Source organism: Prevotella sp. MGM1 (assembly GCF_002933775.1).
Lineage (GTDB): Bacteria > Bacteroidota > Bacteroidia > Bacteroidales > Bacteroidaceae > Prevotella.
The window spans coordinates 112,759-129,286 of the sequence record NZ_BEWV01000221.1 but is presented as its reverse complement, the minus strand read 5'-3'; the positions used below and the strand labels follow the sequence as shown (position 1 = coordinate 129,286).

Sequence of the window (16,528 nt, the reverse complement as noted above, 5' to 3'; positions counted from 1 at the left end):
CCTATCGCTTCTTATTCTTCCACGGCTTGAAAACGGAGATGAAAACAACAATCAGCAGCAAGCATATCTGTATTAAGCCCCACAATGATGATACGGCGGCATTATCGTAATACTGCTGCGGATTGTCAACATATCCCGACAGTTCATGTACATTTCCTTTTACAGCCGGCCCAATGACGAACGTCCCAATCAGTATCATGACAAGCGCAAGCATCCACTTTGCGGCTATCCACTTATGCTTGAAGAACCCCCATTTCGTCCAAAGACCATATATCAGGCCCGTGAGTAAACAACCGAACACGCCGACATAAATCAATAAGTTGTCTGTCACGAGAATGGCAAGGGCAAGCATATACATCTGGTCGGCGCCATCGGGAGCGATAAACCACTTCATCACATTCATGCAAAAAGCGCACCCGATCCATACAACAGCGCACAAAACATGCAGCGTTTTCAGCCATTTAAGGCCTGTGGCATTGATTGTTTTCATATCCGTAGATTGTTTTTTATTTAATACTTACTGTATGTACATTCCATGATAGCGGTATGACTCCCGCCTTACAAATATACGGAAAATAATCGATCCGCACACTTTTACACCCAGTTTCTTCCAATCACGATAAATTTTATGCGATAAACGGACATCAGAAGTGGCACCATAAAGCCGAAAACGTAATATTGTTGTCTCTTTCCGTAAACGATATACACATCTAACGGAGGTTTATTATTACCTTTGCAACCGATAAAAAGACAATAACAGCATTCAATTTGACAAATATGTATTTAGAGAAAATCAACTCTCCGAAAGACATTAAATCGTTTTCGTTGGAACAACTGGAAATACTGGCCGACGAAATACGCGGCGGAATACTTAACAGAGTGAGCAACCGAGGCGGACACGTGGGTCCCAATCTCGGGATAACCGAGGCCACAATTGCGCTCAACTATGTGTTCGACGCACCGGAAGACAAGTTTGTTTTCGATGTATCGCACCAGATATATCCGCACAAGATGCTCACCGGACGCGCGTTCGGATATACCGACAAAGCACGGTTCGGTGAGGTCTCGGGATACAGCAGCCCGCTCGAATCGTCGGTATACGACTGTTTCGAGATCGGGCACACGTCAACTTCGGTGTCGCTCGCGACTGGTCTGCAGAAAGCACGGGACATACAAGGCGGCAAAGAGAACATCATCGCCATAATCGGCGATGGCAGCCTGAGCGGAGGAGAGGCGTTCGAGGGTCTTGACACGGCATCCGAACTGAACACCAACATCATCATCGTGGTGAACGACAACGAGATGAGCATAGCCGAGAACCACGGCGGTCTTTACTCCAATTTACGTCTGCTGCGAGAGACAAAAGGACTGGCAGAGCTTAATTTCTTCAAGACTTTCGGCTTTGAATACATGTATGTTGAAGAGGGAAACGATATCGGACATCTCATAGCGGCGTTCAAAAGCGTGAAAGACACACCACACCCGACAGTGGTACACATACATACCGAAAAAGGACACGGATACTTGCCGGCAACGGAGAATAAGGAGGCGTGGCACTGGCACATGCCGTTCGACATATCGACAGGAGAACTGAAAAACACAGGCGGCGGCGAGTACATGCCCGCCCTGCTGGGCGAATGGCTGCGGGAGGAAATCAAACGCGACCCGAAACTCGTGTGCATAGCGGCTGGCGTACCGGCATCCATAGGATTCGGGCCTAAAGAGCGCGAAGCGGCCGGACGGCAGTTCATAGACGTTGGAATTGCCGAAGAGCAGGCGGTGGCAATGGCTTCTGGAATGGCGAAAGGCGGAGTACGCCCCGTTTTCAGCACACACGCCACATTCATACAGCGTACTTACGACCAGCTGGCACAGGACCTGTGCGTAAACGGCAACCCTGCCGTGATCAATGTGATAGGCGCGTCTATCTTCGGCATGAGCGATTTTACACACATCTGTTTCTTCGACATACCGATGCTGAGCCACATTCCTAACCTGGTATACCTCGCACCAACCACATACGAGGAACTTATAGCGATGGAGAGCTGGGCCATCAGGCAGGAGAAATACTCCGTTGCGATACGTGTCCCGGAATGCGACGTGGCACACAGCGACGAGGATTACGACACTGATTACAGCGAACTGGACCGCTTCAAGATGACAAGACGCGGCAAAGACGTGGCTATAATAGCTGTAGGAGACTTCTACCAAAAAGGAGAGAACGTGGTAAACATGCTGGAAGAATACGGCATAGACGCCACGTTGATAAATCCACGCTATCTGACGGGAGTCGATTCGGAGATGCTCGACAGCCTGAAAGCCGACCACAGGCTTGTAGTCACGATAGAAGACGGATGCACAGACGGCGGATTTGGCGAGCGGATAGCCGGATTCTACGGCGCGACAGACATGAAGACGCTTCACTTCGGAGTAAAAAAGGCTCTCTACGACCGCTATGACGTGAACGAATTGATGAGAGACAACCACCTGACCGATGAGCAGATCGTGGCCGACATCAAGGAGATAATCTGACAACGGCCGGACAAAAAGCACATAACGGTACCAATGGAAATAATCGAAATAAAATCACTGGAACATCCGGGAGTTGAGGTTTTCAGCACACTAACCGAAGCACAACTGCGCAACCGCATCGAGTCGGACAAGGGTATATTCATCGCCGAGAGCCCTAAAGTGATAAAAGTGGCACTCGACGCCGGTTACGAACCGCTCGCCTTGCTATGCGAACGCAGGCATATCACAGGCGATGCGGCGGAGATAATAAAACGGTGCGGAGACATCCCGGTATATACCGGCGACCGGGAAATCCTGGCCGGTCTCACGGGGTACACCCTCACCCGAGGCGTACTGTGCGCCATGCGGCGGCCGAAAGACCGCAAGGTGGAGGACATCTGCCGCAAGGCAAGGCGCATAGTGGTGATAGACGGCGTGGTGGACACAACCAACATCGGAGCTATATTCCGCTCGGCGGCCGCATTGGGAATAGACGCCGTGCTGCTCACTCCAGACTCGTGCGACCCGCTCAACCGCCGTGCCGTGCGTGTTTCTATGGGCAGCGTATTTCTCGTTCCGTGGACATGGCTCGACGGTGGAATAGCATCGCTCGGCAGTCTTGGCTTCAGCACAGCCGCCATGGCACTGACTGACGACTCTATTCCGATAGACTCGCCAATACTGGCATCTGTCCAGAGGCTTGCCATAGTCATGGGAACTGAAGGCGACGGACTGCCGGAAGAGACAATCTCGCAAGCTGACTACGTGGTACGCATACCGATGTCGCACGGTGTCGACTCACTGAACGTAGCCGCCGCGGCGGCAGTGGCTTTCTGGGAGCTTAGAGCAAAAGGGTAATTCCCGGGGAGTTTAGAGGTTAAAAAAAGTTCAGGAGGCTGTCAGAGGATTTTAAGCTCCTCCAAAAATCCTCCTTAGCTCCTATTATTTAACGGCGATACACTCCACCTCCACGAGTACACCTTTTGGCAAGGCTTTCACCGCCACGGCAGAACGGGCAGGGAACGGCTCGCTGAAAAACGTGGAATAAACCTCGTTCATAGCGGCAAAATCATTCATGTCGGCCATGAATACTGTTGTCTTCACTACATTTGCAAGTGTCAGTCCGGCGGCTTCCATCACACCGGCAGCGTTTGTGAGCGCCTGTCGGGTCTGCTCTTTAATTCCGCCTTCAACAACTTCTCCGGTGGCCGGGTCGAGAGGTATCTGCCCAGAAGCGAATACCATGCCGTTGGCCTCTATCGCCTGACTGTAAGGGCCTATCGCCGCAGGCGCTTTTTCTGTGTGCAATACTTTCATTGTTCTTTCGTTTTGATTGTTCGTTTATTACTGTTCCGAATGCAAATATAATAAGAATATCATAAAAAGGCTTCGAATGAAGCCTTTTTTATTTTCTATATGTAAGCGATGAAACATCCTATGAAATACAGCCGGATACCGGTTGAAATGCAATCAGGCGCAAAATGCAAGCCAACGGAATACTAATAAAAATGCTATCGGATTGCCGTCGAGCTTCATTATACATACCATTTACGACCATACTTCCAGATAGAAACAGGACGTTTTATTTCATCAGGGGGAACAAGGGCATGCCACACCTTCGCCATTGGACTGCGACACATATCTGACGCTCGGTTTACAGCGATGAAGAAAAGTATGATACAATACGTTAACCAATATTACGCTTCACTATATCGGTCAGAGTGGCGTGGTTGGAAAGACTGTTACCTGCCACAACACCGCTTGGGCACGTAAAAGTAAGCGGTTCACCATACAGATTTGTGATAACGCCACCGGCCTCGGTGACTATCAGCGAGGCTGCGGCAAAATCCCACGGACTAAGCAGATACTCGAAATATAGCTCGCAACGGCCCATGGCTAAATAGCACAACTCCGGCGCACAGGCACCGAAACGGCGTATATCATTGCATTTGGAAAATGTCTCACGGATGATATCCGAACACAAACCGGCATATTCTTTATGGTATACGGGCAGGGCTGTACACATCACAGAGTCGGCAAACGGCCTTCCGGAAACAGAGATGCGACGTCCGTTGAGATAAGCCCCTCTACCCCGCTCTGCCGAGAAAAGCTCGCCTGTCATAGGAAGACAGACAACTCCAAGCTCTATGTCGGCATCATGTTTGAGTGCCACACAAACGGCACACTGGGCTATTCCGCGGCTATAATTGGCCGTACCGTCTATCGGGTCGATAATCCATGTATACTCATGCGACGTGTCCCACATGTCTTCCTCCTCGCATAGGAAGCCGCTGCCGGGAAGCAACGCGGCCAGTCTGGCACACAGAAAATTTTGTACTGCGACATCGGACGATGTCACAATGTTTGAGTATCCTTCCTTGCACGAGACCTCAAAAGTATCTGTCCGCATCAATCCGGCTGCCTCTCTGACCACATCAATAAGGATATCCAATGACGGTATGTTTCTTTCCATATCATTTATAGTTGCTGATAAAATATGACAGCTGCACTGCCACCGTTTAAGGAAATAACGTTCTGCCGCGCAAAATATTATCACGTCTGCCTCTTTTCATATCCAATATCATGCCAACAGGCCCACAATGCCATGCAATGAAGCCACGGATTGAAATATTTTGCTTAACTTTGCTACTGGAAAAGATAAAACCATTTGCTATCTTTTATGGAATTTCCACTTGAAAGTATTTTTTTAACTCAGATATCGTATACAGCATGCAACCAAATAAAAAGTATTTCTTTTTAATTACACTCATATTGCTATCCCGACTTAACTCATTCGGGGAGATATTTAATACATCCAAATGTTTGGACTTATTATGCGCTCCTCAATATATCGATCAAATCAAGGAAGACACTCGTTTTGAAAAACTATGTTCCGATTCTGTTTTTGCCTCCAATGTCGCATACGTTAATTCAAATTGCAACGCATCGAAACTCTGCAATCTATATACTGAACTTAATGGAGATAAAAATGATGTTTCACAATGTCTGTCCGTTATTCAGCACTTAGACAGTCTTGCCCACAATATTGAATGGGCTAACAGTATTTTATCCGTTCAGCCCCAACTATCCTATGTCTTACAACAATTAGTCGACAACGGATATTCGGAGTATTGGGATAACACTATCTATCCAAGACTGAAATCACATATTGACAATTATGATTTGAACCTGGACTTGCTAAATGCCGCAAACAATAGCCTGAATGATTTTTTTCTTCCAGATTCCCTACCTGACATCCAATCCAAAATATTCATTTTAGATATAAAAAATGCTTTCAACCTTTCAGATGAATCATTTTGCTGCACTCCTTTGATTCTTGACCATGAAATAGAAAAGCAGTTGAGATTAAGTTTTATGAATATCTATATTCATGAAAATTTGCATAACCTTTACCTTTCACCCGAACTAATGGCAAAATTACGCGAGCTTGACAACGATGCTTTTTATAGAGATAAAGAAGATATTGCCCAAAGACATGGTGAGGGCAGAAACGAAGCTTTTATTGTTGCGGCGGAAGTATATATTTCCAATAAATTAGGACTACGCGACAATCAAAGTGTATACGATGAATTTTCACAATACGTTGATGGCAGCCTTGTATTAGCACCTATCATTTATGTCTATCTATCAGACAGGAACCACAATGAATCTTATAATGATTTCCTTTTACGGTTATTTGATAAAGGAATTTTGAAAACAGGGATTATTGAAGCAAATTATAATAATGCCATGAACACAATCCTATCTCAAAGCAACAAATAAGCGTATTTTCGCTCTGCATAACCACACAAATCTCATCTGTTTTTTCTGTGATTTTGAATATTGAATCCATATAGTTCAAAAAGAACAGTAGGTTCTATCGTCAGGCATTCCGGACAGTTTCAACCATGGCATAAATAAAAACGGTTTGCACTTGAAATAAAAAACTATCTCCGTGCAAACCGTCATTACGCATGAAACTCAGACAAGCATATTTACCTGCCGCCATATTTCCTAATCACCACTTTCCCAACAATACCGCTCGGTTGAAGCCGGTCTGTCCGTTTCAGAAACTCAGGAAAAGAGAACGTCACCCGCTCGCTCTCGGGCAGCGACGCATCACCTATGACACGATTGACTATCGAATTGGCGCACACTATTTTTATATCATTCGTTCCCGGGCGCAACAATCCGGTTATATCCGTCTGCCACGGAGAGCACCACACCGTACCGGCATCCGTTCCATTCACAACCACACGAGCCACGGCATTCACCGATGGCAGGCATAGCACTGTACGTGAAAAAACGACCGCACGGGATGCAGGTCCGGTAGCCTGAGGCTCCACAAGAAAAGTACTGTCCATGTCAACTTCTGTCGAATATACAGCCTCGCCAGAGTAATAACGTATACTGTTGTCGGCACTCTCTGTCCAGTCGGTAAGTTCGTGGAACACGACTGGCTTTTCCGGCCCGCCGAGTTTGGGGTCGAACGTCACTGTCCAAGGCTTTGTCAGAACCTTTGTCATCGGCTGCTCATTATGAGCCGCCACGGTGTTAACCGTCTGTTGTGCATCGCCTGACGAAGCGACGATAAAGACTGTCTCTTCCGGTTGCAACTCCAACAGGACACGGTTTGATGCCTGCGATTTTCTATCGGCAACAAGCCACGTGCGAGTAAGGTCGACAGGATGCCACAGTTCGATGTTACGATGCGCCGTGCCGAGCGACACACTGTCACGGAACACGCCCGTGCCACGATTATATACGAAGTAAATATCGGCCTCCGGCGTGTTTCGCTGAGAGAAATAGACTTTCTCCGTCGGCGTGTTGGCACTACGTAAAGAAATCTGAGGAGAGATTTTTTCTGCGGCAAGAGCATTCCTTATGTCGGCTTCCTGCGATGCCGCCATCGTAGAAAGGGGGTACACGTTAGGCAGTGAGAAAAGGCGGTTCAGCACGTGCTCATAATCATCATCACATGCACCGAACATCTTTGCAACACGCACGAGGCTCTCCCTGTTCGCGCATACTGGCACTCCTTGCACAGCCATATCGGCTATCTTGGAAAGTGCCGCAGGCGAGACAAAAGTCTCATTCTCTATTATAATCATCCGGTATGCCGTGCCACTCTGCGTGAGCACCTTTTTATCATCGGCGCGCATGGCTGTCAAGAGGGCGTCGGTGGTGAACACGTCCCAGTCATATCCCTCGGGCATGGCAGGCAACTTATGAGACAACAGTTTTACGGGAGCATCGTCGCCGACATACAGACAGAAAGTGACTGCGGCATCGCCCTGCCTCAACATATCGGCACACCGTGCCTGATAGTCCCAGAACGGGCGGCTCATCGGCCACAGTGTATTGTTGCGGTTGAGGCTGTACTGACGGCCATTGGCTGTAGAGCCTGGAAAACGGTCGAGCCAGGGCTGATATGCCGATGCGCAAACGACAAACTCGTTGTTACCCATGGAATAAGCAAAATCTGCCAAAGATTTGAGCTGTGCGAAACTATGGCGATAGGTGGCGTCGGTGAATGCCTCGGCCGATGCGATACGACGGCCATACAGATGCGCGGCCGACGAGGCTTCCTTGATGTCGTATCCGCCTGTCGTCTGGTATGCCCAGAACTCTCCCTGCGGCTTGACGACACGCCCTTTCGACTGTATGTTATCTCCGGCAATGGTCAGCGCGGCTCCGATGGCCTGTGCGGTAAATGTCACTCCCGCAGAGGCGCAGAGGCTGTCTATCACAGAATAGAAATTATCCGAAATCAGATCTGCAATCGTGCGGCGGAAATCATACAGCACCTTATCACTCTTGGAACGCGAACCGACAAGGCGTCCGCTGACGACAGGAAGCCAAGGGATGATGTCATACCCCCTGCGACGACGGAACTCGGCGGCAAATCCGGCCGTCCAGTTCTGCGCTCCCGCCTCATGGCTGTCCATGACAAGACCGTCGGGCTTCACTCCGGCAAGACCCAACGTATCGCATACGCGCTTGAAAAAACTCTCCCATTGCAAGCGGGCGGCAGCGGCAGACATGCGGTCGCACTCCAATCCCGACATTCCCTTCCGGCCATGCTTTGTCTTCGCTCCCGTAGGTACATGACCGAAACGCATTATCCGCCAGCGACCGGACGGCACTTGCCAACGCAACGTGCCGTCGGCAGATGCATACGATGATATGTCTCTTATCTTTTTGAAAGAGATCCCTTTATCGCCCGAGATTTTTGACACTTGCCGGTAATCGGCAAACTCGGGTCTGAAAGCGGCTTTTACCTCCCAATTATCTACCGTTGGAGACGGTGAAAGACAGGCGTTTCCGAACATAAGCGATGACGGTGCGGTACCCGGAACATTCCAATCATGCAGGCTTATCCTGAAAAAACGGCCTCTCGCAGCGGGAAACGCCACTGTTATTTGGTCGAGCTTATACCCCATCGAACGGTAAAGGGGTGGTATTGCACAAACCTTTTCATAATGTATTCCGTCGTCGGAAACTTCCAAATCGCCTATCGGCGGCAACTCCACATATCCCGCTCCGGTGAAAGACGAACCGGGAATACACGGTGTGGGAATGGCACATGTGGCTGCCTTCCCGCGTCCTTTGGTGCGGTAAGAGAATGTACGGGCTGTGAAGACACGGCCGAAATCGAGAGTTATCACAGTCCCGTTCTCCGTTATCTTCTGCAACCCTCCTGTCTTGTCAAATAGCGAAATGGCATCTACCCCGGATTTATTTACACGTATTTCAGGCTTCAACAGGCGGGTGTCGGCAATCTCATCATCGGGAAAAGCAAGCACGGCTATACCCTCATAATGCGGCATCGCTACTGCCGGCAACACGATATCACGCTTCCCGTCAGATGTAATCAGCGTGTCGTCATACGTAATCCGACGCATGGCGTTCTCAGGGGTAATCCACGGACCGCCCGCCACATATCCGTTGCTGATGTTCAATTCGAAACCAAGCCCGAGACGACGGGCTTCCGAAGCCGCGAATTTAAGGTCGTCCCACCATTCGGGCGAGAACACGGCCGATGCCAAATCGCCCTTGCCATGCACCTGATCGTAGTATACCACACCGCCGACGCCTTTGTCACTGAACGCTTCGAGGTCGGCCGTTATTCCCTCACGGGTGGTTGCCGTCTCGCCATGGAACCACCAAACTTTCGTGCGTGCCTCATCGCCCGGCCGCACAAACCTGCTCCACAGTGAGTCAACGGAAAAGGCATCGGCATGCAACGGCATAATAAATGCCATACAAAAGAGAATCTGGCTTACAACAACAGTTTTATTCTTCATTATACTCTTATATATCAACAAGTGGCAAAACGGATCCTGCCACACACATCACAGAAACAGAAAAGGCGGAAAAGAAACGAACATGTTTCGTATCGTTTCATTCCCGCCTTACGGTTGTATAACACTAAATGATTATTCTTTGTCGAGCAATATCTTCATCATCTCTACCGCGGCCTTGGCAACCGAAGTGCCCGGGCCGAAGATTGCCGCTACTCCCGCCTTGTACAGGAAATCATAATCCTGAGCAGGTATTACACCGCCCGCAATCACCATGATATCCTCTCGGCCGGCTTTCTTCAACTCTTCAATGAGCTGCGGCACAAGCGTCTTATGGCCGGCGGCAAGTGACGACACGCCTACAACGTGCACGTCGTTCTCTACAGCCTCACGGGCTGCCTCCGCCGGGGTCTGGAACAGCGGACCCATGTCTACGTCAAAGCCGCAGTCGGCATAGCCTGTAGCCACCACTTTCGCACCGCGGTCGTGTCCGTCCTGACCCATCTTAGCCACGAAGATACGAGGACGGCGACCCTCTTGCTTGGCAAACTCCTCCGTGAGCCGGCATGCCAGCTCAAAGTCACTGTCGTTTTTACTTTCCGATGAATACACTCCTGATATTGTTCTGATTACTGCTTTATAACGACCCACGATCTCCTCGCAGGCATCACTTATCTCCCCGAGAGTACAACGCAACTTGGCACACTCGATGGCATGCGCCAACAGGTTGCCGTTTCCAGTACGGACACACTCGGTAAGGTCGGCAAGCGCCTTGCGGCATGCCTCCTCGTCGCGTGAAGAACGTACCTTTGCAAGGCTCTCTTCCTGCTGCTTGCGCACCGCCGTGTTGTCGACTTCAAGAATGTCGATGGGATCCTCATGCTCAAGACGGTACTTGTTTGTACCAACAATGGTCTGCACTCCGCTATCGATACGGGCCTGGGTGCGGGCTGCCGCCTCCTCGATACGCATCTTCGGCACTCCTGTCTCGATGGCTTTGGCCATACCTCCGAGTTTCTCTATCTCCTGAATATGCTCCCATGCCTTGTGGACAAGCTCGTTCGTGAGGCTCTCCACATAGTAAGAACCGGCCCACGGGTCTATCTGCTTGCACACCTTGGTCTCATTCTGGATATAAATCTGAGTGTTGCGGGCTATACGTGCCGAGAAGTCTGTAGGCAGGGCGATGGCCTCATCGAGCGCGTTCGTATGCAGAGACTGCGTATGTCCGAGCACGGCGGCCATGGCCTCTATACACGTACGGCCTACGTTGTTGAACGGGTCCTGCTCCGTAAGCGACCAACCCGAAGTCTGGGAGTGTGTGCGCAATGCGAGCGATTTCGGGTTCTTGGCTCCGAAACTTTTGACAATCTTTGCCCACAGCAGACGTCCGGCACGCATCTTGGCAATCTCCATGAAGTGATTTACACCGATGGCCCAGAAGAAAGAGAGACGCGGCGCAAACGCGTCGATATCGATACCTGCGTTCACTCCTGCACGGATATAGTCCATACCGTCCGCAAGAGTATATGCCAACTCGATATCCGCGGTGGCTCCCGCCTCCTGCATGTGGTATCCGGAGATTGATATTGAGTTGAACTTCGGCATGTTCTGTGACGTGTACTCGAATATATCGGCGATGATTTTCATTGAGAACGCAGGCGGATATATATATGTGTTGCGCACCATGAACTCTTTGAGTATGTCGTTCTGTATTGTTCCGGCCATCTCTTCGAGCTTTGCCCCCTGCTCCAATCCTGCCACGATATAGAACGCAAGGATAGGAAGCACCGCTCCGTTCATGGTCATCGACACTGACATCTTGTTGAGCGGAATACCGTCGAAAAGCACTTTCATGTTCTCCTCGTTGCAGATAGACACGCCGGCCTTACCCACATCGCCCACCACACGTTCGTTATCCGGGTCGTAACCACGGTGTGTCGGCAGGTCGAACGCCACGGAAAGCCCTTTCTGTCCCGACGCAAGGTTACGGCGATAGAAAGCGTTGCTCTCCTCTGCTGTCGAGAATCCGGCATACTGACGGATCGTCCACGGACGGAAAGGATACATCATTGAATACGGACCGCGCAAGAAAGGCGGTATTCCGGCCGTGTAGTCAAGGTGCTCCATGCCTTCCAAATCCTCTTTTGTATAAACAGGCTTAACCTCGATATGCTCCGGTGTTTTCCAGTTGGAGGCGATACCGTTGGCTTTCTGCCAATCGGCGCCGTCGGTCGCCTTTATTCCGGCGTAAATATCTATATCTTTAAAATTCTTTCTCATGATCTTTTATTTTTTAAACGCAAATACGACAATCGCAACTCAAATATGGGTCTGCCGACATGGCAACATCCGCCAATCCGGTGACAGGTACGTAGCTTCGGATAATAAATCCTTGCGTCATGAGTGGCTGTCCATCTCCGTTTTTTCTGCGTTTAATTAAAATTAAATTCCCAGTTTACCGTTATATTCTTTCAGCGTTTCGAGCACATTGCACTTAACATGAACAAAATTCTCTATGCCGGCAGCTTTCAGTTCGTCCATGCAGGCGGGAGCACCGGCCACAATGAACATGGCACGATTGGCGAGATAGTTGAATGCGGGAACGGAATATGTCGCGTATTCATCATCGCTCGAACAGAGAACGACTATGTCGGCACCTGCCTTCAACGCAGCGTCTACACCCTCCTCGACCGTATCGAAACCGAGATTGTCTATTATCTTATAGCCCGCACAAGCCAGGAAATTGGATGAGAACTGCGCGCGAGCCTGGCGCCAAGCCAGATTTCCGATGGTGAGCATGAATGCGACAGGAGTCTTTCCGCTCTTCTCGGTGGCGAGACGAAGCTGCTCGAAATCGGCTGCCATACGTGTCGAGTTTATCGACTTGAACGGAGCCTCCTCCTTATGGCCGCAGCAGCAAGAGCATGCCAGCGGCTCCTTGCCTTCGGCCGTCTCGGTGAAGTTGGGGAACTGGTTTGTGCCGAGAATGAACTCCTTGCGCTTTGCCGCGTCGGCATGGCGCTTGTCATTTGTGGCATTGATGTCGTCCTGTACCGTACCGGCTTTCACAGCGGCGAGGAATCCTCCCTCTTCCTCTATTTTGAGGAACTGTCTCCATGCCACATCGGCCAGTGAGTGCGTCAGCTCCTCTATGTAGTAAGAACCCGCCGACGGGTCTACGACCTTGTCGAAGTGGCTCTCTTCTTTCAAAAGCAACTGCTGGTTACGGGCTATACGCTCTGAGAACTCGGTCGGTTTCTCGTATACGGCGTTGAACGGAGTAACCACGATGGAGTGAACACCTCCCAAAGCGGCGCTCATCGCCTCCGTCTGTGTACGCAACAGGTTGACATAGCTGTCGAACATTGTCTTGTTATAGGATGTTGTGGCGGCATTGACAATCATCTTGCAAGAGCAGTCGCACTTAGGCTCATACTGCTTCACGATTTCGGCCCACAGCAGACGTGCCGCACGGAACTTGGCAATCTCCATGAAATAGTTTTCCGATATACCCATGTAGAATTTGATGCTCCTTGCCGCCAAATCCACGTCTACTCCCGCCTCTACGAGCTGATGCATGTATTCATTACCCCAGGCCAGTGCATATCCCAACTCCTGCACGATGTATGCACCAGAGTTGTTCAGAGCCTCCGAGTGCACCATGATACAACGCATGTGGGGATAATCTTTCAACTTCTCCACGAGTCTGGGAGCCGTGGCAAGCAGAGGTGTGGTGTCTTTGCCTCCGACCACCATCTTCTCGATCGGGTCGAAGCCTATGCCACCGACGATCTTCTCCTTGTCGTAGCCTTTTTTCTCGAAATATGCAGTGAGAATGTCGGCCAGTTCGAGTACATGACGCTGACAAGTGCGGAAGCTGACTTCCACGATGTCGCAACGGATTCCGTCGAGAAGGGTCTCTACAAACTCCGCGTTTACCTTGTCGCCGTGAAACCTGAAACCGAGCGAGTCGACACCTTTATCAAGGATGTCGAGAGCCTTGGCATTGGCTTCTGCCGCATTGTCGGCGATGATGTTCTGGCGCACATACCATGAATTGTCGTTTTTCTTGTTGCCGCGTACAAACGGGAACTCACCAGGCAGAGCATCGGGAGTCTTCAACTTCAATACATCTTCCCTGCGATAGAACGGTTGTACGTTAAAACCTTCGTTTGTTCTCCATACCAGTTTCTTATTGAAGTCGGCACCTTTCAAATCCACCTGGATTTTATCCAACCACTCTTGGGTGGTGGGAGCCGCAAACTCGGTAAAGAGTTTCTCTCTATTGTTTGACATAGTTCGTATTAATATATGTTTATTATATAAGTTACACAATATTTATTTAAAACGTGATACGACATGCAAAGATATATTAAAAATCCGACAACGTGACAAAATACAACAGTTTTTTTATTATTTACAAGGTGGATATAATGATAAAAATTTACAAACAGCCGCTTATATCCGGCTTATTTTGAAAAATACTTTTTCCCTCCGCCAAATACCCGAATTTCGAATTGTTTTTCTCAATACATTGAGTATCAATACATTAAATACAAACACAAGAATAAAAGCGACAAAACATAATATTCCAAGGATGACGCTTTTTGCAACGAGCGTCTAATCGCATCGCATTTAGACGCTCGTTGCGATCCAACGGGATACTAAACGCAAGCCGAAAGCATGCTCAATGGCTTCCAACGAGCGTCCCGTCGCAGACCGAAAGGCTCAAAAACGACTGCCGACGACCATTCATATGCCGTATCATAGCGTGACATATATCGTGTCGCCGTTCTATTTCGACATAAAAAGCATACAAAAAAACCGGAACTTTTTCTTTACAACGGCTAAACAACACGAAATTATCAATTTGACCTTTTATAACATTTTATCCGTAACGTTAACATGTATTTCGAAAAAATACTGCACAAAAATTATCTTTTGAGCAATATTTTAGCTAATTTTGCAGGCATAATAAAGATTATAAATATTAATCAATGGACTGGCTTATAAAATTATTCACCGCCACTGATTCGGTAGCGCACATAGCGATGCTCTACGCTCTTGTAATCGCAGTCGGCGTTCTTTTGGGTAAAATTAAGTTCGGAGGCATCGCCCTCGGAGTCACCTTTGTGCTTTTCGCCGGCATTATTGCTGGTCATTTCGGCCTTACAGCCCCCGCAAATATCCTTACGTTTGTTCAGGATTTCGGTCTGATATTGTTTGTGTTCATGATCGGCCTGCAAGTAGGTCCCGGCTTTTTCGAAAGTTTCCGAAAAGGCGGAATCACACTCAACATGCTCGCCATGAGCACCGTATTGCTCAACGTGGCGGTAATGTTCGCATGCTACTTTTTCTTTTTTGACACGAGCAACCCGATGAACCTGCCAATGATGGTGGGCACACTATACGGAGCGGTCACCAACACACCCGGTCTCGGAGCGGCCAACGAGGCGCTCGGCAGCGTATTCGAAGACGGCACAGCACCGCAAATAGCCGCCGGATATGCTTGCGCATACCCGTTGGGCGTGCTCGGAATAATAGGCGCCACGATAGCCATAAGATATATTTGCAGAATAAAACTTGAAAACGAGGAGAGACGGCTGAGAAACGACAATGCCGAGAATGCGCACGTAAAACCGCACATGATGCACCTCACGGTGACAAACTCATACCTCGCCGGCCGGACCCTGAAACAGATACACGACTTCCTCAACCGTGATTTCGTATGCTCACGCATATTGCACAACGGGCACGTAAGCATTCCCAACCGCGACACGGTATTTCATCTTGGCGACCAAGTCTTCATAGTATGCGCCAAGGCCGATGCCGAAGCCATAGTGGCTTTCATTGGCCCGGAAACCAATGTGGAATGGGAGAAACAAGACCGGCCGCTCGTATCGAAACGAATACTCGTCACAAGACCATCCATCAACGGCAAGACTCTCGGACAAATGCACTTCTCATCAGCCCACGGCGTGAACGTCACACGTGTCACCCGTCAGGGGATGGAGCTCTTTGCCAGTCCCGACCTTGCCCTTCAAGTGGGAGACCGTGTAATGGTGGTAGGCCCGGAAGATGCCGTCGACCACTCGGCCGAAGTGCTCGGCAACTCCATCAAACGACTTGAAGCGCCGAACATAGCCACGATTTTCCTCGGGATAATGACCGGTATAGTCTTCGGCAGCCTGCCGCTGGCAATCCCGGGAATGCCGGTACCCATGAAACTCGGTATCGCCGGAGGCCCGCTAATCATCGCCATACTCATCGGCCGATACGGATATAAGATGCACCTCGTGACATACACCACGACAAGCGCAAACATGATGCTGCGCGAAATCGGCCTCGTTCTGTTTCTCGCAAGCGTCGGAATAAAGGCGGGTGCCGGATTTTGGGACACGGTAGTAGCCGGCGACGGACTGAAATACGTCGGCACGGGCGTACTTATCACGGTCATCCCCATCCTCATTATCGGCACGATTGCGAGAAAGCGGTATAAATTCAACTATTTCACAATCATGGGTATGATAGCCGGAACATACACAGACCCGCCGGCACTGGCATACGCCAACCAGTCATGCTCGAAAGACGCTCCGGCAGTGGGATACTCCACGGTATATCCGCTGAGCATGTTCCTACGCATACTTGTCGCCCAACTCATCATCCTGCTGTGCTGCGGGGCATGACTTCGCCGTGCATATACATGGCGG

General features: G+C 49.7%; 10 protein-coding genes. 4 read left to right on the top strand and 6 right to left on the bottom strand.

Annotation, left to right across the window (positions count from 1 at the left end; translation table 11 throughout):
* Position 1: 1 nt before the first annotated feature.
* Positions 2-490: a DUF2269 family protein gene (locus MoGM_RS12440; RefSeq protein WP_104370366.1), complete on the bottom strand. Its 489-nt coding sequence runs from the start codon at positions 488-490 to the stop codon at positions 2-4.
* Between the two features lie 287 nt (positions 491-777).
* On the opposite strand from MoGM_RS12440, the gene MoGM_RS12435 reads away from it, so the two are divergent.
* Both MoGM_RS12435 and MoGM_RS12430 read left to right on the top strand, forming a co-directional pair.
* Positions 778-2,532 carry a 1-deoxy-D-xylulose-5-phosphate synthase gene (locus MoGM_RS12435; RefSeq protein WP_104370365.1) on the top strand — a complete coding sequence of 585 codons (1,755 nt, stop codon included), beginning with the start codon at positions 778-780 and terminating at the stop codon, positions 2,530-2,532.
* Between the two features lie 33 nt (positions 2,533-2,565).
* Entirely contained in the window at positions 2,566-3,369 is an 804-nt protein-coding gene (locus tag MoGM_RS12430) for an RNA methyltransferase (protein WP_104370364.1), read from the top strand.
* Positions 3,370-3,453: 84 nt separating this feature from the next.
* Here the strand turns inward: MoGM_RS12430 and MoGM_RS12425 are convergent, their stop codons facing one another.
* The gene (locus tag MoGM_RS12425) at positions 3,454-3,828 is read right to left on the bottom strand and encodes a RidA family protein (protein WP_104370363.1); all 375 of its coding nucleotides are present in this window, start codon (positions 3,826-3,828) and stop codon (positions 3,454-3,456) included.
* A gap of 370 nt (positions 3,829-4,198) precedes the next feature.
* Positions 4,199-4,984, bottom strand: coding sequence for an inositol monophosphatase family protein (locus MoGM_RS12420; protein WP_104370362.1), 786 nt, complete (start codon positions 4,982-4,984; stop codon positions 4,199-4,201).
* Positions 4,985-5,334: 350 nt separating this feature from the next.
* Between MoGM_RS12420 and MoGM_RS12415 the strand changes: the two genes are divergently transcribed.
* Positions 5,335-6,294: a hypothetical protein gene (locus MoGM_RS12415; protein WP_146078741.1), complete on the top strand. Its 960-nt coding sequence runs from the start codon at positions 5,335-5,337 to the stop codon at positions 6,292-6,294.
* A gap of 212 nt (positions 6,295-6,506) precedes the next feature.
* Here MoGM_RS12415 and MoGM_RS12410 read toward each other — a convergent pair whose 3' ends face one another.
* The 3 genes from MoGM_RS12410 to mutA all read right to left on the bottom strand — a co-directional run bounded on the left by MoGM_RS12410 (position 6,507) and on the right by mutA (position 14,114).
* Positions 6,507-9,776: a glycosyl hydrolase gene (locus MoGM_RS12410; RefSeq protein WP_158249614.1), complete on the bottom strand. Its 3,270-nt coding sequence runs from the start codon at positions 9,774-9,776 to the stop codon at positions 6,507-6,509.
* A 174-nt stretch (positions 9,777-9,950) separates the two neighbouring features.
* Positions 9,951-12,098 (bottom strand): methylmalonyl-CoA mutase, encoded by a 2,148-nt coding sequence (gene scpA / locus MoGM_RS12405; protein ID WP_104370359.1) that lies wholly within the window; start codon positions 12,096-12,098, stop codon positions 9,951-9,953.
* 162 nt (positions 12,099-12,260) lie between these two features.
* Positions 12,261-14,114, bottom strand: coding sequence for a methylmalonyl-CoA mutase small subunit (mutA, locus tag MoGM_RS12400; RefSeq protein ID WP_104370358.1), 1,854 nt, complete (start codon positions 14,112-14,114; stop codon positions 12,261-12,263).
* Positions 14,115-14,815: 701 nt separating this feature from the next.
* Between mutA and MoGM_RS12395 the strand changes: the two genes are divergently transcribed.
* On the top strand, positions 14,816-16,504 hold the full coding sequence (locus tag MoGM_RS12395; RefSeq protein WP_104370357.1) for a putative transporter: 1,689 nt from the start codon (positions 14,816-14,818) through the stop codon (positions 16,502-16,504).
* Positions 16,505-16,528 lie beyond the last annotated feature (24 nt).

Excerpts from the sequence above, each read along its gene's own strand:
- MoGM_RS12440 (WP_104370366.1), bottom strand. The coding sequence starts at position 490 with ATGAAAACAATCAATGCCACAGGCCTTAAATGGCTGAAAACGCTGCAT.
- MoGM_RS12435 (WP_104370365.1), top strand. The coding sequence starts at position 778 with ATGTATTTAGAGAAAATCAACTCTCCGAAAGACATTAAATCGTTTTCG.
- MoGM_RS12430 (WP_104370364.1), top strand. The coding sequence starts at position 2,566 with ATGGAAATAATCGAAATAAAATCACTGGAACATCCGGGAGTTGAGGTT.
- MoGM_RS12425 (WP_104370363.1), bottom strand. The coding sequence starts at position 3,828 with ATGAAAGTATTGCACACAGAAAAAGCGCCTGCGGCGATAGGCCCTTAC.
- MoGM_RS12420 (WP_104370362.1), bottom strand. The coding sequence starts at position 4,984 with ATGGAAAGAAACATACCGTCATTGGATATCCTTATTGATGTGGTCAGA.
- MoGM_RS12410 (WP_158249614.1), bottom strand. The coding sequence starts at position 9,776 with ATGGCATTTATTATGCCGTTGCATGCCGATGCCTTTTCCGTTGACTCA.
- scpA (WP_104370359.1), bottom strand. The coding sequence starts at position 12,098 with ATGAGAAAGAATTTTAAAGATATAGATATTTACGCCGGAATAAAGGCG.
- mutA (WP_104370358.1), bottom strand. The coding sequence starts at position 14,114 with ATGTCAAACAATAGAGAGAAACTCTTTACCGAGTTTGCGGCTCCCACC.
- MoGM_RS12395 (WP_104370357.1), top strand. The coding sequence starts at position 14,816 with ATGGACTGGCTTATAAAATTATTCACCGCCACTGATTCGGTAGCGCAC.